The following is an 18,048-nucleotide window of genomic DNA, read 5'->3' as shown; positions in this document are numbered from 1 at the left end:
TAAAGTTGTTCACTCTTTATAGCACGGAAGGATGCCATCTTTGTGAGATGGCATTTGAGCTAACTCAGCAAGCCAAGATTAGTCATCAAGTCGATATTGTTGATATCGCCTTTGATGACGAGCTCTTTTCTCGTTACGGTGTCACCATTCCTGTATTGAAATATCAACAATCGGAATTGAATTGGCCCTTTGACTTACAAAAATTACTTCATTGGTTAGAAAATAATGGCATTAATCACCATCCATAATGGTCAACTTGCATTTGGTGACCACCCTTTACTTGACCATGCAGATTTCGCATTGCAAGAAAACGAACGCGTTTGTTTAGTTGGCCGAAATGGTGCCGGCAAGTCGACAATGATGAAGGTTCTTGCTGGCGACATCGTAATGGACGACGGCAAAATGCAAGTGACGCAAGATGTTGTCGTTTCCAGATTAGAGCAAGACCCACCTCGTGATGAAGCCGGAACCGTTTTTGACTACGTGGCTGGTGGTTTGGCTGAAGTGGGCGAGTCTCTTAAGATCTATCAAGATCTTCTCGATCTGATTGCGGTAGATCCAAGCGAAAGCAATATTAATAAATTATCTCGAGTGCAAGAACAGCTAGAGCATACTGGTGCATGGCGCTTTGAAGACCGAATTCAAAATGTAATGGCTGCTCTCAAATTAGATGGTCATACCAAGTTGACTGATCTTTCTGGTGGCTGGCAGCGCAAAGCCGCTTTGGCAAGAGCACTGGTTTGCGATCCCGACGTGTTATTGCTAGATGAACCAACGAACCACCTTGATGTGACAACGATTGAATGGTTAGAAGGCTTTTTGAAGGATTTTCGAGGTTCGATTATCTTTGTATCGCATGACCGTGCTTTCATCCACTCCATGTCGACGCGCATTGTTGATCTCGATCGTGGTAAATTAAGTTCTTTTCCGGGTGATTATGATCAATATTTAGTCGCCAAAGAAGAAGCGCTGCGTGTTGAAGAGATGCAAAACGCAGAATTTGATAAAAAACTCGCCCAAGAAGAAGTCTGGATTCGCCAGGGAATCAAAGCACGTCGAACACGTAACGAAGGGCGTGTTAGAGCTCTGAAGAAGCTGAGAGAAGAACGCAGTGATCGCCGCGAAGTTCAGGGCAAGGCGAATCTACAAATCGATGACGCGGCTCGTTCAGGTAAAATTGTGTTTGAAGCTAAAGATATTAGTTACGGCATAGATGGGAAAAACATTGTTTCTAACTTCAGCTTTAATATTATGCGTGGCGACCGAATTGCGCTTATCGGCCCGAATGGTTGCGGTAAGAGCACTTTGTTAAAACTACTATTAGGTGACCTACAGGTTCAAAGTGGCAAACTACATTGTGGTACCAAGCTCGAAGTCGCTTACTTTGATCAGTATCGTGAAATCCTCGATCCAGAAAAATCGGTGATTGATAATTTGGCCGATGGTAAACAGGAAGTGATGGTTGGTGGTCGTCAACGTCATGCGTTAAGTTATCTGCAAGACTTCCTATTTGCGCCTAAGCGTGCACGAACGCCAGTGAAAGCACTATCGGGTGGTGAAAAGAACCGCTTGCTGTTAGCCCGTATTTTTCTTAAGCCGAATAATTTATTGATTCTAGATGAACCAACTAACGACTTAGATATCGAAACATTGGAACTTTTAGAAGATTTGCTTGCCAACTATCAGGGTACGTTGCTGTTAGTCAGTCATGATCGTCAATTTGTTGATAATACAGTGACAACCAGCTGGATTTTTGAAGGTAATGGTAAAATTGAAGAATTTGTTGGTGGTTACTATGATGCTCAGCAACAAAGGGCACAGGTTCTTCAAACTCGAGTTGTTGAAAATGTGAGCAAGGTTGAGAAAGTGGTTGAGGAAACTCCCAAAACCGCATCAATTAAAACCAAGCCTAAGAAATTATCTTATAAACTGCAGCGAGAGTTAGAAGGGTTGCCAGCCAAACTAGAGCAACTAGAAGACGAAATTTCACTGCTTCAAGAACAAGTGAACGATCCTGAGTTTTTCATGCAATCTGTAGAAAAGACACAGCCCGTTTTAGATAAGTTAACTGCAACAGAGCAGGAACTTGAAATTGCGTTTGAGCGCTGGGAAGAGCTCGAAGCGATGCAACAGGAAAGTTAATCATTAATGAGTAGTACAACATTTAAAATGAGCGCAATTGCAGTCAGCATTTTGGCTGCAACGCAAGTACAGGCAGCTTTATATCAAGTTGTAGAAGTTTTACCTAACTTTACGGCCAATGAATATTATGGCCGTGCAATACAAAAAGATACGGTTTCATCGCATCCATTAGGCTGTTTTGAAACATCTTGTAGTGAATCATCTTTTCAATTTGCTGGTGATACATTAAATGGTTCAGACGGTATTTCATATCGTGATGAAGTGCCATTTAAAATGGATAATCGTTTTCTTTATCAAGATCGCGATGACTTAGAAGATTATTGTTACAGAGAACAGGGCTATTCAACCTGTGATGCATGGGCTGATAAACAGTGGCACGGTTTTGATTATAATGGCGTGGAAACTGGTGGTTTGAAGCGTGAGCGTGATGCTTGGGATAACGCGAATTACACATCGAATGCTTCTGCTTTTGTAAACACCGCCCAAAAATTGCCAACCATTAATGCTATTGTTGGCTCTAGTGCTCCTATTGCAGGAACAATAAATACGATCATTACTGCTATTGATGGATCAACCCCAATAGGTATTACCAGTAGTGGCTATGCTCAGGAAGGCAGTAATTACGCCTTAGGCTATCGCCAACGTGGTTTCTATGGTCAGACAATATTAAACCCTCCAACAGATACGTCTATTGTTAGCGATACTAACAATAAAATTGTTGAAAAAATGGGTCGAACATTTGCCTATGATGTATTTGCTAATAGCCCAAATAAGTTTGTAGTTGGCAGTGCATCGGTAAGCCCTTATTTAACTGGCAATAGCGACGACGACAATAAAGATTACAACGGTGATGTTAGTGGCTGTGTGAACGACAGTGTTGATCCTCAAACAACTCGTCAATGCCAAAACTTTGCTTTTGCAACCCAAGCTTATATGTGGGACGCCACTAACCCAACAGTTGGTTACCGCGTAACAGATTGGATTGGTGATGTTACTGCCAATAGAAACGGCTATTCTGCTGAAGCCAGTGTTCGTGGTGCTGCAATCGCTGATTCTGGCAACTATGCGACCAAACCAGTAATGGCTGGTTTTAATACTTCCCGTGATAGTGATGTATTAAGAATGCAAGCAACGGTGTTTTACCCGAATGGTAAGTATGATCCGGCAAATCCAGTTCATGATATGTGGGACAGCAAAGTCATTTCAGGAACTGAATTGAAATTGGATAACGATCTTATCTACTCAAATTCGATGGCGACGGATATCAACGAGAACCTAATTGTTGTTGGTGAGTCTAAACGTCGTGGTGATAGACCTGAAAGCGGCGCAGCCGCTAACCGTATTTTCATTGCAGATGCGAATGCTGACAATCCTGTGGCAAACTATTTATCCGGCGGTATTTTCTTTAGCGGTGCTGGTGGTGAGGCTAATGCAATCAATAATTATAATGAAGTTGTTGGTACCATCGATGCCGAAACCTCACGTGAATATAACGGTAAGCAACGCCGCCATCGTGGATTTATTTATCCTTATAATGGTACTGGTAGTGAAGTTACCCGCATGGCACTTTTCAAAAACCAAGCGTGGTGGCTCGACGACCTGACCAATGATGGGAATGCTAAGGGTGACAATAACCAGTATCGGATCTTCGAAGCCTCTGATATCAATGATGATGGTGTGATTGCCGCTACTGCCTTTAAGTGTTCTGGTGGGTATGATGACACTTCTCATAACTCATACTGTTCTTCCGGAACAGAAGCTGTAGTTGCCATAAAACTGGTTCCTATTGCTGGCAGTACAGCTGACGATATTGTGGTACGTAATACTGATTTACCCGATGTTGAACGTAAAGGTGGCAGCCTTGGTTGGCTGACTCTGACATTGATTGGGTTGCTTGGGTTCCGTAGAAAATAGTCATTTTATGTAAAGAAGAGCGCAGGTTCACAAATTTGGATCTGCGCTTTTTTGTAGCTTGTGAAAGTTGAAATTTTGAGCAACTATTAATTGTGGCTTAACAAAACTGCCACGTAGATTTAATAGTTGTATGTAAGACACAAGTTACTGTATGAGGACTACACTATGATGAAGAGACAAAAGCGTGATCGCCTTGAAAGAGCACAGTCTCATGGGTACAAAGCTGGCTTAAACGGACGTTCCGTAGAGGCTTGCCCTTATCAACAAACTGACGCTCGTTCATATTGGCTAGGCGGTTGGCGTGATGCCAGAGATGACAAACAAGCTGGTCTCTACAAATAAACCCCACATACATGCAAAAGGATTTGAAGCCCCGGAAGGGGCTTTTTAGAGTCTACTTGATGCACTATAACTAAATCTATTGGTAACAATAAAGCGACTCAAATGAGTCGCTAGGCTTTAGAATTCGTTGAATTAAAAAGCAGAAGTATCTTGGAATAGACCGACTTTTAAGTCTTTTGCCACATAGATTTCTTTACCGTCAACTAGCACTCGGCCATCGGCCAAACCCATCACCAGTTTGCGGTTTACAACACGCTTCATGTTGATTTCATAGGTCACTTTCTTAGCAGTAGGTAGTATTTGACCTGTGAATTTTACTTCGCCAACACCAAGTGCTCTGCCTTTACCTTTGCCGCCAACCCAACCTAGGAAGAAGCCAACGAGTTGCCACATTGCATCTAACCCTAAACAACCAGGCATTACTGGGTCACCAGGGAAATGGCAGTCAAAGAACCAAAGATCAGGAGTGATGTCTAATTCAGCAAGAATAAGGCCTTTACCGTATTCACCTTCAGTTTCTGACATTTTAGGGATACGATCCATCATCAGCATATTTGGTGCTGGTAGTTGAGGGTATCCTGGACCAAAAAGCTCACCACGGCTGGAAGCTAAAAGGTCATCACGGTTGTATGAGTCACGTTTATTCTGCATTATTACTTACTCCAATTTTTGATAGGGGGATATTAGTGAACGCGTGTATGCTAAACAACTCCGATCAGTACTAAACAAACCAGTTTTTGATGCGTTCTACGATCCCTTGCGATAGTTCATGTCTTTCAAAGTTTTCAATACGTTGCGCGATTTTATTGATGATACTATCTTCATCATCGCCTCTAAATGGTGTTCCCATCAAAATTGGTACGGCTTCATCTACAGTTGAGACCGGCCAAATATGAAACTCCCCACGTTTAATGCTATTTACCACATCTTTATGAAGAGCAAGATGTTTCAAGTTGGTTGTCGGTAAAATAACACCTTGTTCACCAGTAAAACCCTGATACTTACAAACGTGATAAAAACCTTCAATTTTTTCATTTAGACCACCGACCGCTTGAACCCGACCAAATTGGTCGACAGCACCAGTAACAGCGATCTGTTGGTTAATTGGATGTTCAGCGAGTGCGCTGACCAGTGAGCAAAGCTCGGCAAGCGAAGCGCTATCACCATCAACTTCACTGTACGACTGTTCAAATACAACAGATGCTGAGTAAGGGAGCGGGGCATCTAAATTCATCGAGCTGCTCAAGAAAGCTTGCATGATCATCATGCCTTTCGCATGCAAATTACCGCCAAGCTCCGCTTTACGTTCAACATCAGCGATGTCACCATCACCAAAGTGTATGACACATGAAATGCGCGCTGGTTCACCATAGGCTAGTGGGTGGCCTGCTACATCAATGACCGTTAAACCATTTACCTGACCAACTTGTTCACCTTGTGTTTCAATGATCACTTGTCCGTCAATAATGTCATCAAGCGCACGTTGTGGCAGATAGGATTCACGGAAGTATCGTTTATCAAGAGCGAGTTCAATATGTTCATCAGCGATTGTTTTAAAATTAGATTCTAGGGCCGCTTCTTCAAGTAGAGCGCGATGCCACATAACACATAAAGGTGCATAATGTTGGTCTTCAGTAAAACGGGCTCCTGCGGTCATTAGCGTGGTGATCGCATTTTCTGTTAATGCCGGTAAAGCATAAGTTTCTGATATCCAACGTAAGTAGGCTAAATAAATAGAAATCGTTTGCTCATCAATCTTCAGATCTAACTCCAATTCGCTATAAAAGCACAAACTAGAGTGGATATCAGCATCCATATAATCGACATCACCTAATTGATTACGATCTCCGAGAATGACAAGTTTAATGTCGTAGGCTTTTGTTATGGGAGATTGAATAGGGGATTTAGGATCACAGTTTATTGGGCTGACATACTCTCCTAGAACTGCCGCTTTCAGCATTGGCCAACAAGTAGGATTCGCCAGTAATAAGTTTGCAGAGACCAGTAAAAAACCACCATCAGCTTTATCGAGCAACCCTGGAACTTCATTAATAATATGACCATCTTCGGCTTTAAATTGTCCGAAAATCGTCTTTACATCAATAGATTCAGTACAGATGACTGGAGCAGATTTTATTAGCGATTGAATTTTATTGCCTACTAAGTGGCGATAAATTGAGTTATCTGGCGCATTGATCAGCATCATGCGAGTGAAGCCTTTAAGTTGCACAAACTGCGCAATAGCACTTGTTAGTCTTGGTTGAGTTTCAAATAAATCTAAAGGGGGAAGACTAGGGTATTGGGCTAGTTGTGAATTAAATTGATCATACTGAGGTGTGACAGAACGCCAGATATTTTGAGTCATTGAAATACAATATTGATTAAAAGAATCCAGATTATATAGAAAAAGCGTAGTGTCTAACAGCATCATTATTATGATTGATCTTGTTCTCTTTTTTGCATCCAAAAATTGAACAAATTGAAAGCCTGGGTTACGCTGTCACCCTAACTTTGAATGGATTGATGACATGAAATATCAGCAGCTCGAAAACTTGGAATCTGGTTGGAAGTGGCAGTACTTAATCAAAAAATGGAAAGATGGTGATGCCATTACTCGCTATATAGACAAAAGTGAAGCCAAGGTTGCTATTGAACAATTACAACAGATTGAGCATGAGCCAACCTTAGTATTGAAATGGATAGAGCAACACATGGCTCTTGATCTTGATAACAAGCTTAAACAGGCAATCAGAGCGAAGCGAAAACGTCATTTTAATGCTGAGCAGCTTCACACAAGAAAAAAATCCATTGATCTTGATTATCGTGTCTGGGAGAAGCTTTCTTACCGCGCAAATGAGTTAGGTTGTACATTGTCTGATGCAATCGAGTATCTGCTCAGTGAAGCTTCACGCAGCGAAAAAGCAAGCAGAACTGTTACTAGCTTGAAAGAAGACTTAAGTAAATTGTTGTCTGAATAAGGAATGAATATGTTGTATGTGATTATTATTGCTGCCGTTGTCATATTTTGGTTGGTTGCTGTAGATAGACCTGTATTGAAGGTGAAATTTAAAGATGGAGCAATTATCCAGTCAAAAGGTCATTTTCCACCAAGTTTTAAGCATAATATTTCTGAGATTGGTGATGTGACTGCATTTGATGGTGAGTTGAAGGTGTATCAACAACGTACAGGTATGAAGCTCGTTTTTTCAAAGCAAGTGCCCAAGAAAATTCAACAACGTATTCGCAATGTTTTTCCTCACCAGGGATTTACTAGTAAAGAATCACGGACGAAGAAATCACATTAAGTATGTTTCAAGTTTATGAGCAAGAGATTCTAGTAAACATGAACGTTAGTGAATTATTACACTGGTGCGCATTATGTGTATGGAATTATGTTGAGGGTTTGCCTCTGGCCTGAACGACAGCAAAGGGTGGGCGAGTGAAGTAGTGATTCCGCACCGAGGGCGGCTTGTCCGTCTGGCAGTGCGTGAAGATGGTGAGGGAGAATCGCTTTGCCAGTGAAGCCCGTACACATAATTCCCATAATACGCTCTTTTCATTCACATCTTTAAGACAATTTGTTGCATAACTCTCTCTATTGCTTTAGAACAATACTATCTAAAACTCATTACTTCTGAGGTAGTTATGAAGAAAATCTTTTTTTTGCTTATTCCTTTTACTTTCTCTATTCAAGCAGCTCAAGATTCAAACCAATCACGTGAAATGAAGAATTTTAATCCTGAGTATATACAAGCAGCTAATGAGATTGATACGTCAAAATACTGTTTCTATGATGATAAGCTCGTTCCCCGTAATGCAGTTGTAGAAATGGGTGGAGGCGTTTTGATGCAGTGTAAAAATGTTAGCGCATTTGGTGGTCAGGTTGAGCTTCAATGGCAACCCTACGATAAAAACTAACAACTTTAATTTAGAGGTTGCATATGTCCAATTCAGTTAAAAAGTCATTGAAACGCAAGCAAAAAGCCAAACAATCTCGTGTAAAAAAACAGCATAAAAAGGATCAGAAAAATGCCCTTGTCCTAACCCAAAAAGGGTTAGAGATGAGTAAACTTTTTAAGTCGCTGGCTGAATCACCATTGACTGAAATCGAACAACCATTATTAGGCGCTTATCGCGATAATCAAGGTTCTTTTATGCGTGTTTTATCTGTATCTGATAGAGATGAAAGTGGAGATTTTACAATTTCATTTTGTGAAATAGACCCAATGACAGGTCTAGATGCTACGGAGCCTGAGTTCCAGTCAGCTATGGAGTGGGCTCAAATGTCCGCAGTTTATGAGCTTGAGCTTTTAACAGAATAGTTTTAAAGGGCTGATTTTATTCAGCCTTTTTACTTAGGTCTTCCATTAAACTGACAATAGCGAATGCTTGTCGTTCATCAAATCCAGCATTGCTTAGTTTCGTCACACCGTAACAAACCCTTTCATACTCAGCCTTAACATCTGGGTTTTTCAGTGCTTTTTCTTTTAATAGTTCCAGTTCGCTTATACGCTTTAGTATGACTGAACCATCGTCAGTTTTATCCCATTGTATTAGATCTCCATCTTGCCAATTTAGAGCTTCTTGGTACTCGTTTGGTAATCTAAAAAATAGTTCGCCGTTTTCTGCTTTTTCTATGCTGACCTTCATTATCCTTTAATAGTGGCTTATAGTCCCAATGTGGTACTAACCGTTATTGTCGGCTTTTCGGTGTTTTCCCCACCCGAATGCTTTGTTGATTTTGTCTGTTTCATCTAGTCTCTTTCGCTTTTCTCTTTCAGCCTTTTTCTTCTCCGCGATTACCTCATACTCAATTTCTGCACCGGAAAGTTCTTCTTCACTAAATCCATAACTTTCTATTAGCTCTTGCTTTATGTTGTTTGCAGCATCAGCTTGCTCATCGATTAGGTGTCTTATATATGCACTCCTTAGTGTGGCTCTTTCGCTTGCTCGTTGCTTTTCTCTATGGCTCTTGAGAGCTTGTACTTGAGTGCTAATTGCTTGAATGTCTTCTTTATACAGTCCTGAAAGCTGCCAGATTATTGTTCTGTAAGCCTCATCTGTCTTTTCGTCAATACCATTAAGTGCGCTCACGAACGATTTTACAGCTTCTATTTGTTGCTCTCTTGTTTCTCCGTATACAAGATCATTCAAATTTTCATTTGTAATCTTCGCAATTTTGATAACATCTGACAGCTTAGGGTCGGTTTTTCCTGCACAAATTCTCTTTAGTGTGCTGACACTGATTTCGGTTAACTCTGACACTTCTTCATATGTACCTCTTTTTAAGATCGCGCTTTTAAATCGTTGTATCTGTTTTGGATCTAGCATGAGTTCATTCTCTATTGAGTTCATTTTTACCTCCATTCATTTTACCTCTTGTTTTTGATTATAAATCACAGAGTGTCAATATTGACCCTGAATTGGTTGCAATTACAATTCAGTGCTAGCAGTATCGATAGTGTCATTATAGACACTCTAAACAATCATTATTGATATTGACAGGGTTTTGGTTTGTACGACTTGTTCGGTTTGAGAATTCACTTTAAAGATGAGCTATATACGCCAGTTGCAGTTCGTGACGGGTGGGAGTTTCATATCAATATGAATGACCTGCTTCAAAAGGGACTTAAACTAGAGTGCGGTATTGTCGCTGATACTGATTCCGGTGACGTTGATATAGAAAACTTACGTCATGCTTGGGAATCTGTTCCTACTTCGTATGCAGGAATTGCAATGAAGGTGTTTCAAGGTTCAGGTTTCCGTGAAGCCGCTTGTGTCGAGTTAAAAGCTTCGCCAGCCAAGATAATGCAAGGGCATAACGTTTATGGCTCTGATAGTTTGGTTAACTGTCTAACTGCTTTTTTAGTCTCATTTAAAGAAGCGATGCCACTTTTTGCCGAAGTCCTCGACTTTGATAAAACAGATATCTACCGTTTTGACTCCACATTTTCTGTTCAGGTTGAATCACGTGACCAAATTCTTGGCGCACTTAAATCTCTGTCTTCCGTTTCTCATCGATACCTTCGCCCAAGTAGAGAAGGTGATTACGAAACATCCGTTTATTTCAACAATGACAAAAACAGTCCTGATTCAGGACGCTGCACTTCATTAATTATTTACTCAAAATCAGACGAAGTTGAGAAACAATGCGAATCTCTTAAACGCTTATCCAAGAAAGAAAAAACTCGTAAATATGATCATGTGATCAAAAGCCTTTCTGATGAGTCTTTAAGAGATTTTGCAACTAATCGTTTACGTTTCGAGGCTCGATTTATGTCTCGCTGGTTCCAAAAGAACGACATTCCTCGCAACCTTTGGGAGTTTCTTGCATACGTAGAAACTTTCGAAGCGTCATCTGGCGGTATGTCTTTCTGCGAGTGGGCTTGGCGTGATGCTAACAAGTATCTGCTTGAAGCTATCGAGGGTTCGACTCTTACTGTAGTTAACGACCATAAAGTTATGGGGCTGCTTCATCATCACTATGACACGATAGATGCGAAGGGAATAACCCGTCAATCTAAAGCTTTCCGTCTATTTCAACTGTATGACCGCTTGAAGCACAACACATATAAACAGGTGAAAGAGACTATGTCTAAATCCAGCTTTCATAGAAATATCAATGATTTGATGGCAATTGGTTTTTCAAAAGATCAATTGCAAAATTTGCATCTTGATGAGCAAGTTCCTTTGGGTACTGTTCTTACATTCGATTTTAACAACCAACGCCCCTCAGATTATGTTGAACCTGCTTATGAAGGCATTAAAACTGGTTCTGATTTACTTGCTTACCTTAAAGGTGAGTCGCCCGTTGAAAATGTGGCACCTACAGAGCTTGACGAAATTTATAACGCACTTGAAAACGTTGGTATGCCTCCATTCTATGCTCGTGCTCTCCAAGCAGGCCGTGAAGTGCGCCTAAATGAGCATAAATCTGTTTCTTTCGTTCTCTGGCATGACGGTACATCTAACTTAGTTTTCCATAAGCCTAATGATAAAAACGTTAGGTTAGCCCCTCCAATAAACCCGAAAAAAACTGACTCACCAAGTGGAAAAATGAGTTTCCAGCAATGGTCAGGCAATGCTTAATAAGGAGCAAAAAATGAATAAGATGCGCATAACTATTTATGGTTCTAACTTCGGAGAATATCAAACTGATGATGGTAAAAGTGGTATTTTTGCTAATGTTCATACTCTTACGGATTATATCTCTGATGGGAATAAATGCGGTTGTTCACTAGGTAAAACTGCTGTTGATACTGCTAATGCCTTTGCGGTTTCTAAACAAATCCAAATGGAACTTGAAGCCAAAAAAGCTCCTGTGGATTTTATTGCAACGTTTGGTCTCGGTGTTAGTCAAGGAAAAACCACAATGTTGATTAAATCAGTTGAGATTCCAAAATAATAAAGGGGTTATATCACTATGACTTACTATGTTGTTTCATCTTTATTTTTAATTTGTGCTTTTATTAAATTGTGGCCTTTAACAAGAAAGTTTACTTACAACTTAATGTCTGGTTTTTTTGTGCAGCCTATTATCACCAAGAAACAGCGTAGGGATATCCGTCGAGCACGATGGGCTAAAGAGGGGTTTGTATATAACTCTGAGGATTACAAATCTAAATCCTACAAATAAGGGTAACAATGGAAGATTTAACAAATATCCAAATTATCCAATATCAAATAACCCTTGCTTATTTGATTTTATTCGCTCTCGGTTTTAATGCCAATATTTGATTCTATGGAACAGTTAACATATGAAAGTATTGAAGCCATTGATTTAATAAGCGGTGGCTTTATCGTTTGGCTAACAGGTTTAGCCTCTGGTGTGACGCTTCGTTATATTAGAAATATCATAACTATAGCGTCTAATAATTAAATGGAGTTCTTATGAAAAAGACTATTTTAAGTAGTGTGGTTGTTTTAGGTAGTACATTAGCAACCTCTGCCAACGCAGCATTAGTTCAAGCTGATGTTGATTCAATTGTTTCGGGTGTTACGGCTGATGCTGCCATTGCTATTGCTGCTGGCTTTTCAATTTTAGCTGTTGTTCTCGGTGGTCGTGTAGGCTTTGGCTTAGTGAAGTCTTTCGTCTCTTCTGGCGCATCTTAATTTTAGATTTCAACTATCTTTCTACAATTCAAGGCGTGCTTTTTGTGCGCCTTTTTTGATCGAGGTTTGTATGATTAAGCGTTTAAGTGTTTATTTTCTTTGTTTTTGGATCTCGTTTTTTCCAGTCTATCAAGCTCATGCATTTGCTCCTGCTGTTGCAGTCGGCTTAGGCTCAAATGCTGTTCGTTTTTTAGCATCAGAAATTGCGTTGGATGTTATAGCAAGAGGTTTTGCATCAAATGACCCACTTTATAAGACTCAGGGGAAGTTACCTAGAGCAAAGTATCTTAGTTTTTTAAAAGGCAAGGGGAAACTAGTTCCCTTTATAGCTCATGGTCTAGCTGCTGCGGGGTTTTCAATAATTGGTGATGACATCGTTATAAACCCACAAGTTGACCCTGTTCCTGAGGGAGATGTTGCACCTCAGAAGGGGGTTGCATGGCGTAGTGGTAGCATTATTGGTGAAACTGTTACTTCGGCTGCGAGTAAGAAATGTGAAAGCTATCAGTATTGTACTGACTTCGATATCGAGCCTTATAGATATGACCCTGCTAGACAAGATTTAAGAACAGTTAAGTTTAAACTTGAATCTGGTGCAATTTGGATCACTGAAGATTATCAAAGTGTTGTTTGTCATACGCTTACGCCAGCTCAACAACTTCTTGTTCCTACTTGCGCTGCTAGCTGGCAGCCTAGCAATCCTGAACAACGTCCTGCAACGGACAAGGAAATAGATACAGATTTTCCTTTGTGGGTGTCTTCTCAGCCAGAGCATGACCAAAGATTTGCTTTTGGAGATGAGAATGGTGGTTTACACCCTGATTTAAAGCCTGATATCCAAGTTCCCCCGCCTCCAACCATGCCTGATGGAAGTCCGATTCCAGGTGTTGGGGAGCAGCTTTGGATTTATGCTGATTGGATAGTTCGGGGTGTAGGTCAAAACGCTGACCCTTCTGTTGATCATTACATTCCACCTCAGGTTTGGGATGATGCCTATTTCCTTGCACATTCTGTAGCTGGAAGTAGTTCTGCAATAACATCAGCCAATGCAAACGGTAGTAGTATTCCCAACCCAAATCCTGACGGTAACACTAATCCAGATGGTAATTGGTCTGTGTCTAATCCGTTACCAGTGATTGGGCCAATGACTTTTAAAGAGTATCAAACTTATACAGACAATAATTACTCTCAAGCTTCTGATTCTTTGGGTGATTCTGATTTTCAAACGTCAAAAGATGAAATTACAACGGCAATGAATGACTTCATTGATAATTCTGTATCGGTTGATATTCCTGATTTTGATTTTAATCCTTTTGGTTATATGTCTTTTGGCGGTGGTCACTGCATTCCATTTACTGTTGATTTGTCTATTGGAACTTTAGATAAAAAAGTTGTTTTTGATTCACACTGTCCGCCTTATGAGGAATATGTTAGGCCTACTTTAGAGTGGTCTATCTATCTAATGACAGCTCTTAATATTTATATGATTTTTACCCGAACAGTTAGGAGTATTTAATTGTGTCTTCATTGTTTGCTCGAATTGGTCAATGGCTTGCTGGTTTAATTGGAATTCAAGTTTTTAGTGTGACTAACAAGTTTGTATTTCTTGGCTTGTTGATTTCAATGTATTTAGCTTTGTATATTGCATTTATGGCTTCTGTAGTAGGTGTTGTTTCTTTTATTCCAGTTCAGCCAACAGGTAATGTTGCAGCAGGTTTAGCATTGTTACCCGGAAATATAGGTCAGTGTATGTCTGCAATAGCAACGACTCATATTATTTCTCATGTATTCATTATGAAGTCGAAAATTATTAAACTTTCATCTAAAGGGGCTTAGTATGGCTTGTTACTTTGTATATGGAACTTTAGGCGCTGGTAAAGGCATCTTTTTAGCTAAGAAAATGAAGGAATATTTGGCACGTGGCTCTCGCGTTGCTACTAATGTTGATCTATTTCCTGAAAACCTTTGTCCGAATACAAAAGAGTCTATTAGCCGTATCCCGTCTGTATTTCGCTTAGAAGATCTCGACCAACTTGGTCGAGGTTGCTCGGAAGATGAAAAAGTAAACTTAGGTGGCTTGTTTTTAGATGAAGGTGTTTTTTGGCTTAATGCCCGTGATTGGAATGCAAAGGGACGTAAAGAATTAATCCAAAAGCTAGTCATGATTCGAAAGCTAGGGTGGGATATATGGATTGCAGTTCAAGACCCTGAATCAGTTGATAAACAAGCACTTAACGCTCTTGGTGAGCACTTTGTTTGTTGTACAAGACTTGATCATTTTAGGATACCAATCGTTTCACCTATCTATGATTTCTACCGTTTGGTTAAATCCAAGGGTAGGGAACAATCAACAAAAATCCTCCCACATATTAATAGAGCGTCTTACCGAAGAGGAAAGGCGAAGCAGGGCAACAAACCCTATTTTTCAGAAACTTATAGACCAAAAGACTACTTCGGCACTTACGACACTAATCAAATTTTCGAAGTTGACTATGAAGATTATGGTTTAAGGCAAGTGGATATGAGGGCTTCATTTTCTTACATATCTGGTTCTACATTAAAACAATGGTACAAACCTGATGTACAACCAGTAGCTTCAAATGCTAAGAAAATCCCTTTTCTTTCAATAGCTTTGTTTATCATTTTCTTGTTGGCTGCGGCTTACAGTTGGTCAATTTCTCTCTCTGATGATGAGCCTGTAATCCAATCAAATCAGTCCACACAATCAACTTCATCTAAGGTAGTTCCAGCCATTCCAGACTTCTTGCAAGGTGTTTATATTTCTGGCCATGTGATGATTCGTCGTGCTTCTGGTCAAATAACATATGATTATGCAATGCACGACAGATATCATCGTTCTTTTGACTACGTTTACTACTCACTAAAGCTTGTTGCCGCTTCACCTTGCGATGCTTGGTTAGAAACATATGATGGTATTAAATATAAAGTTTCGTGCCGGTTGCCAGTTGTTGATTCTTCGCCTAAATCTTCATCAGTTTTAGGTGATTTTTCACTTGCTGATACTGCTACAAAAGCATTGAATTCTATTTAATAAGCTCGATTTTTGCTGCTATATGCTTGCATGTAGAGTAAAAATGAGCAGACAAGCGGAAAGAACCTTAACTATGACGCACAATGTCAATTCCGCGCGTCAGCTTGCACAGATTTAGTTGCAGTGCTGCAACTTTCTAGGAGTGTTTTATGAAAATCAATACACAGGATGAACATCGTTCAGCATTGCTCAGAATTGAACAGCTCTTTGATGTTGACGATCCTAATTCAAAAGAAGTTAAGTTACTGTCTAGTTTGATTGACGCGGTAGAAGAATATGAAGAAGATCAAGAATTAATCTTGGCTGTGCGTGAGCGTGTTAATCAGCCAGAAATTTCAGTTGATCTCGATGATTTGTGAGGAACGCTATGAATAAATCAATCTGGTTGGAAGGAATGTACCTTGAAGGTAGGGATTTTGGTTATGACGTTGTTGCTGATAATCCAGATATTTCTAAGATTGAGTTAGAGTCTGAAATTTATAATTATCTCATGAGCTTAGAGATTTACCGTAGATATACAACAGCCGTAGATACACGTTCAAAGATGGCTGCTGAGCGTGTTTACAAGATGCTTCACAGCCAATAATTCAAAACCTTAAAGTGCGTATTATGTATATTATGTTAAATAGGTGCGTGTTGGATTTAATGTACGTGTGTTTATTACCCCTTCGGTGTCATCTCTTTTTCCATTAAACATAACTGTGATTTACCATAAAATACCTAATAACCATATAGTTACAGTTTTTAACTATATGGTTATTAGACTATGTCAGATATGCACACAACACTTTTTGAATCTCTTTACTGCGTATTGGTTTCGCAACAAAATCATTCATTCCGGCTTGTAAGCATTGTTCTTTGTCTTGTGCCATTGCGTGTGCCGTCAGTGCGATGATTGGTACTTGAACCTGCTGTTGTCTGATTTTGATTGTCGCAGCAAGGCCATCCATTACTGGCATCGATATATCCATTAATATTAAATCAATCGTGCAGCTATGCTCTCTAACATACTCGACGGCTTCTTGCCCATTATTGACTATTGTTACCTTGTAACTCATCCTTTCTAGCAATAGCTTGATTACCATCTGGTTTGTTTTCGTATCTTCAACAACTAAGATATGCGATGTCTTTTGATTTGAGCTTCGGTAATCTTTTATTGGTAAGGAGGCTTTCTGCTCTTCTGTAGACTTTGCTTCCAACGGAATCGAGATTGAAAAAGTGCTTCCTTGGCCAATGGCGCTGCTGACGGTTATCTTGCCGCCCATGAGTTCAACTAAATGTTTGGTTATTGCAAGCCCAAGCCCAGTACCACCATAATTTCTTGTGATTGAACTATCAGCTTGAATGAATGGCGAGAAAAGAAGCTCTTGGCGGCTTTGATCAATACCAATCCCCGTGTCGGTTACAATAATTTGTAAAGTATGATTTTTGGTGGTTTTCAGGTGTACGTTTACACCGCCGCTATGAGTAAACTTGATGGCATTACCAACCACGTTGAATAAAATTTGTGAGAGCCTGACTGTATCTATAAGGTATTGATGTCGGTGACAGACTTTACTTGATACATGAAATTCAATATTTTTGTTCAGTGCTGCATTTCTATGGTAATTCATCGTGCTAGTTAATTTGTCGCCAATTAATTGCCAGTTACGTTGTAACTCGAAATGACCAGCTTCTATCTTGCTTAAGTCTAAAATATCATTGATGATGACGAGTAATAGCTCGGCCGAGGTTTCCATTTGTCCCAGAAGCTCTACATGTTTGGTCGCGCAGTCATCGCGAAGGATGTCGATAAGTCCTAAAACGGAATTAAGTGGTGTACGAAGCTCATGACTCATCATCGCTAAAAATTGCGATTTTGATTGATTAGCCTGTTCTGCCAATTGTTGAGCAATAGATAACTCTCGTGTTTTTAATTCAACCAGTTTCTGCAGTCCATCTTTATGCTCAATATCACTAATCGCCCTTTCTAATAAAGGTCTAAACCTCATTAATGTGGCTTTTTTTTCTAAGCTAAATTGCCCTTTTTTAGCACCTAATAGTAGTATTACTGAATCACTGGTTTGCGCTTGTATACCTGTGATCAGTGCTGACTGAATTTGATTTTTTAGCTTAGGGGCTAGGCTCTGAAATTCATCTTGTCGATTGGGTTCAAATAATATAATGCACTCACCGTTTAAAACCCTTTGGAACTTAACTCCATTGAGCCATTGCTTTTGCATAAACAGAGGATTAGAGGAAAGTAACGTAATAAATTGATTCGAATCTTTACTTTTTGATATGACGATAAAGTCATCGTAATCGATGTAGTGGCTCAGAACTTTTTGCAGCTCTTCAAAAATTTGATACTTATTCTCAGCTTTACTGAATGCAGAAAGTGAAGCAAGAATGACTTTGTTCTCTTCAGCGAGTATTTGTTCTCGCTCTTGGCTCTGCTGCAATTCAAGTAAAGTTTCATTGAGTTGCTCAAGCAATGTAGTGCTCAT

Annotated in this window: 21 protein-coding genes; 16 read left to right on the top strand and 5 right to left on the bottom strand. The window is 39.9% G+C overall.

Annotated features, from left to right (window positions below):
- The first annotated feature begins 5 nt into the window (after nt 1-5).
- From AACW06_RS02650 to rmf, 4 genes are all read left to right on the top strand, one after another.
- Nucleotides 6-248 (top strand): glutaredoxin family protein, encoded by a 243-nt coding sequence (locus tag AACW06_RS02650; protein ID WP_141652889.1) that lies wholly within the window; start codon nt 6-8, stop codon nt 246-248.
- Entirely contained in the window at nt 226-2,142 is a 1,917-nt protein-coding gene (locus AACW06_RS02645; protein ID WP_192073865.1) for an ABC transporter ATP-binding protein, read from the top strand. The genes AACW06_RS02650 and AACW06_RS02645 overlap by 23 nt, the downstream gene beginning before the upstream one ends.
- Nucleotides 2,143-2,148: 6 nt before the next feature.
- Entirely contained in the window at nt 2,149-4,056 is a 1,908-nt protein-coding gene (locus tag AACW06_RS02640; RefSeq protein ID WP_192073864.1) for a DUF3466 family protein, read from the top strand.
- Nucleotides 4,057-4,224: 168 nt separating this feature from the next.
- On the top strand, nt 4,225-4,398 hold the full coding sequence (gene rmf / locus AACW06_RS02635; protein ID WP_010320553.1) for a ribosome modulation factor: 174 nt from the start codon (nt 4,225-4,227) through the stop codon (nt 4,396-4,398).
- A gap of 132 nt (nt 4,399-4,530) precedes the next feature.
- Here rmf and fabA read toward each other — a convergent pair whose 3' ends face one another.
- Together fabA and AACW06_RS02625 are read right to left on the bottom strand one after the other, a co-directional pair.
- A complete protein-coding gene (gene fabA / locus AACW06_RS02630; protein WP_053311554.1) occupies nt 4,531-5,049 on the bottom strand; it encodes a bifunctional 3-hydroxydecanoyl-ACP dehydratase/trans-2-decenoyl-ACP isomerase in 519 nt (172 codons plus the stop codon).
- A 70-nt stretch (nt 5,050-5,119) separates the two neighbouring features.
- On the bottom strand, nt 5,120-6,763 hold the full coding sequence (locus AACW06_RS02625; RefSeq protein ID WP_192073863.1) for a S16 family serine protease: 1,644 nt from the start codon (nt 6,761-6,763) through the stop codon (nt 5,120-5,122).
- Between the two features lie 163 nt (nt 6,764-6,926).
- On the opposite strand from AACW06_RS02625, the gene matP reads away from it, so the two are divergent.
- From matP to AACW06_RS02605, 4 genes are all read left to right on the top strand, one after another.
- Nucleotides 6,927-7,376 carry a macrodomain Ter protein MatP gene (gene matP, locus AACW06_RS02620; RefSeq protein WP_053311553.1) on the top strand — a complete coding sequence of 150 codons (450 nt, stop codon included), beginning with the start codon at nt 6,927-6,929 and terminating at the stop codon, nt 7,374-7,376.
- A gap of 9 nt (nt 7,377-7,385) precedes the next feature.
- Nucleotides 7,386-7,703 carry a DUF3634 family protein gene (locus tag AACW06_RS02615; RefSeq protein ID WP_192073862.1) on the top strand — a complete coding sequence of 106 codons (318 nt, stop codon included), beginning with the start codon at nt 7,386-7,388 and terminating at the stop codon, nt 7,701-7,703.
- A 340-nt stretch (nt 7,704-8,043) separates the two neighbouring features.
- Entirely contained in the window at nt 8,044-8,316 is a 273-nt protein-coding gene (locus AACW06_RS02610) for a DUF1496 domain-containing protein (protein WP_192073861.1), read from the top strand.
- 23 nt (nt 8,317-8,339) lie between these two features.
- Complete coding sequence (locus AACW06_RS02605) at nt 8,340-8,720, top strand: hypothetical protein (protein WP_192073860.1); 381 nt, start codon at nt 8,340-8,342, stop codon at nt 8,718-8,720.
- 16 nt (nt 8,721-8,736) lie between these two features.
- Here AACW06_RS02605 and AACW06_RS02600 read toward each other — a convergent pair whose 3' ends face one another.
- Nucleotides 8,737-9,048, bottom strand: a complete 312-nt coding sequence (locus tag AACW06_RS02600) for a hypothetical protein (protein ID WP_192073859.1) — start codon at nt 9,046-9,048, stop codon at nt 8,737-8,739.
- Nucleotides 9,049-9,084: 36 nt separating this feature from the next.
- Nucleotides 9,085-9,753 carry a helix-turn-helix domain-containing protein gene (locus AACW06_RS02595; protein WP_192073858.1) on the bottom strand — a complete coding sequence of 223 codons (669 nt, stop codon included), beginning with the start codon at nt 9,751-9,753 and terminating at the stop codon, nt 9,085-9,087.
- Between the two features lie 159 nt (nt 9,754-9,912).
- Here AACW06_RS02595 and AACW06_RS02590 point away from each other — a divergent pair, with 159 nt between their 5' ends.
- From AACW06_RS02590 to AACW06_RS02555, 8 genes are all read left to right on the top strand, one after another.
- On the top strand, nt 9,913-11,487 hold the full coding sequence (locus AACW06_RS02590) for a phage/plasmid replication protein, II/X family (RefSeq protein WP_192073857.1): 1,575 nt from the start codon (nt 9,913-9,915) through the stop codon (nt 11,485-11,487).
- A 13-nt stretch (nt 11,488-11,500) separates the two neighbouring features.
- Nucleotides 11,501-11,803: a hypothetical protein gene (locus AACW06_RS02585; RefSeq protein ID WP_154398319.1), complete on the top strand. Its 303-nt coding sequence runs from the start codon at nt 11,501-11,503 to the stop codon at nt 11,801-11,803.
- A gap of 485 nt (nt 11,804-12,288) precedes the next feature.
- A complete protein-coding gene (locus AACW06_RS02580) occupies nt 12,289-12,510 on the top strand; it encodes a hypothetical protein (RefSeq protein ID WP_017044163.1) in 222 nt (73 codons plus the stop codon).
- Nucleotides 12,511-12,580: 70 nt separating this feature from the next.
- The gene (locus AACW06_RS02575; protein WP_192073856.1) at nt 12,581-14,026 is read left to right on the top strand and encodes a hypothetical protein; all 1,446 of its coding nucleotides are present in this window, start codon (nt 12,581-12,583) and stop codon (nt 14,024-14,026) included.
- Nucleotides 14,027-14,028: 2 nt separating this feature from the next.
- Complete coding sequence (locus AACW06_RS02570; protein WP_017044161.1) at nt 14,029-14,346, top strand: DUF5455 family protein; 318 nt, start codon at nt 14,029-14,031, stop codon at nt 14,344-14,346.
- Between the two features lies 1 nt (nt 14,347).
- Entirely contained in the window at nt 14,348-15,562 is a 1,215-nt protein-coding gene (locus AACW06_RS02565) for a zonular occludens toxin domain-containing protein (RefSeq protein WP_192073855.1), read from the top strand.
- A 149-nt stretch (nt 15,563-15,711) separates the two neighbouring features.
- Nucleotides 15,712-15,921: a hypothetical protein gene (locus tag AACW06_RS02560; RefSeq protein WP_192073854.1), complete on the top strand. Its 210-nt coding sequence runs from the start codon at nt 15,712-15,714 to the stop codon at nt 15,919-15,921.
- 8 nt (nt 15,922-15,929) lie between these two features.
- The gene (locus tag AACW06_RS02555) at nt 15,930-16,148 is read left to right on the top strand and encodes a hypothetical protein (RefSeq protein WP_192073853.1); all 219 of its coding nucleotides are present in this window, start codon (nt 15,930-15,932) and stop codon (nt 16,146-16,148) included.
- A gap of 178 nt (nt 16,149-16,326) precedes the next feature.
- On the opposite strand, the gene AACW06_RS02550 is transcribed toward AACW06_RS02555, so the two are convergent.
- Nucleotides 16,327-18,048 (bottom strand): response regulator, encoded by a 1,722-nt coding sequence (locus AACW06_RS02550; protein WP_192073852.1) that lies wholly within the window; start codon nt 18,046-18,048, stop codon nt 16,327-16,329.

The sequence above is a fragment of the Vibrio sp. S12_S33 genome (assembly GCF_963889785.1).
In the GTDB taxonomy this organism is placed as follows: domain Bacteria; phylum Pseudomonadota; class Gammaproteobacteria; order Enterobacterales; family Vibrionaceae; genus Vibrio; species Vibrio aestuarianus.
Note: the sequence above shows the minus strand (reverse complement) of the source record. Positions and strands in the feature narration are given on the sequence as shown.

Coding starts and splice junctions, on each gene's coding strand:
- AACW06_RS02645 (WP_192073865.1), top strand. CDS start 226: ATGGCATTAATCACCATCCATAATGGTCAACTTGCATTTGGTGACCAC.
- AACW06_RS02640 (WP_192073864.1), top strand. CDS start 2,149: ATGAGTAGTACAACATTTAAAATGAGCGCAATTGCAGTCAGCATTTTG.
- rmf (WP_010320553.1), top strand. CDS start 4,225: ATGAAGAGACAAAAGCGTGATCGCCTTGAAAGAGCACAGTCTCATGGG.
- fabA (WP_053311554.1), bottom strand. CDS start 5,049: ATGCAGAATAAACGTGACTCATACAACCGTGATGACCTTTTAGCTTCC.
- AACW06_RS02625 (WP_192073863.1), bottom strand. CDS start 6,763: ATGACTCAAAATATCTGGCGTTCTGTCACACCTCAGTATGATCAATTT.
- matP (WP_053311553.1), top strand. CDS start 6,927: ATGAAATATCAGCAGCTCGAAAACTTGGAATCTGGTTGGAAGTGGCAG.
- AACW06_RS02615 (WP_192073862.1), top strand. CDS start 7,386: ATGTTGTATGTGATTATTATTGCTGCCGTTGTCATATTTTGGTTGGTT.
- AACW06_RS02610 (WP_192073861.1), top strand. CDS start 8,044: ATGAAGAAAATCTTTTTTTTGCTTATTCCTTTTACTTTCTCTATTCAA.
- AACW06_RS02605 (WP_192073860.1), top strand. CDS start 8,340: ATGTCCAATTCAGTTAAAAAGTCATTGAAACGCAAGCAAAAAGCCAAA.
- AACW06_RS02600 (WP_192073859.1), bottom strand. CDS start 9,048: ATGAAGGTCAGCATAGAAAAAGCAGAAAACGGCGAACTATTTTTTAGA.
- AACW06_RS02595 (WP_192073858.1), bottom strand. CDS start 9,753: ATGAACTCAATAGAGAATGAACTCATGCTAGATCCAAAACAGATACAA.
- AACW06_RS02585 (WP_154398319.1), top strand. CDS start 11,501: ATGAATAAGATGCGCATAACTATTTATGGTTCTAACTTCGGAGAATAT.
- AACW06_RS02580 (WP_017044163.1), top strand. CDS start 12,289: ATGAAAAAGACTATTTTAAGTAGTGTGGTTGTTTTAGGTAGTACATTA.
- AACW06_RS02575 (WP_192073856.1), top strand. CDS start 12,581: ATGATTAAGCGTTTAAGTGTTTATTTTCTTTGTTTTTGGATCTCGTTT.
- AACW06_RS02565 (WP_192073855.1), top strand. CDS start 14,348: ATGGCTTGTTACTTTGTATATGGAACTTTAGGCGCTGGTAAAGGCATC.
- AACW06_RS02560 (WP_192073854.1), top strand. CDS start 15,712: ATGAAAATCAATACACAGGATGAACATCGTTCAGCATTGCTCAGAATT.
- AACW06_RS02555 (WP_192073853.1), top strand. CDS start 15,930: ATGAATAAATCAATCTGGTTGGAAGGAATGTACCTTGAAGGTAGGGAT.
- AACW06_RS02550 (WP_192073852.1), bottom strand. CDS start 18,048: ATGAGCACTACATTGCTTGAGCAACTCAATGAAACTTTACTTGAATTG.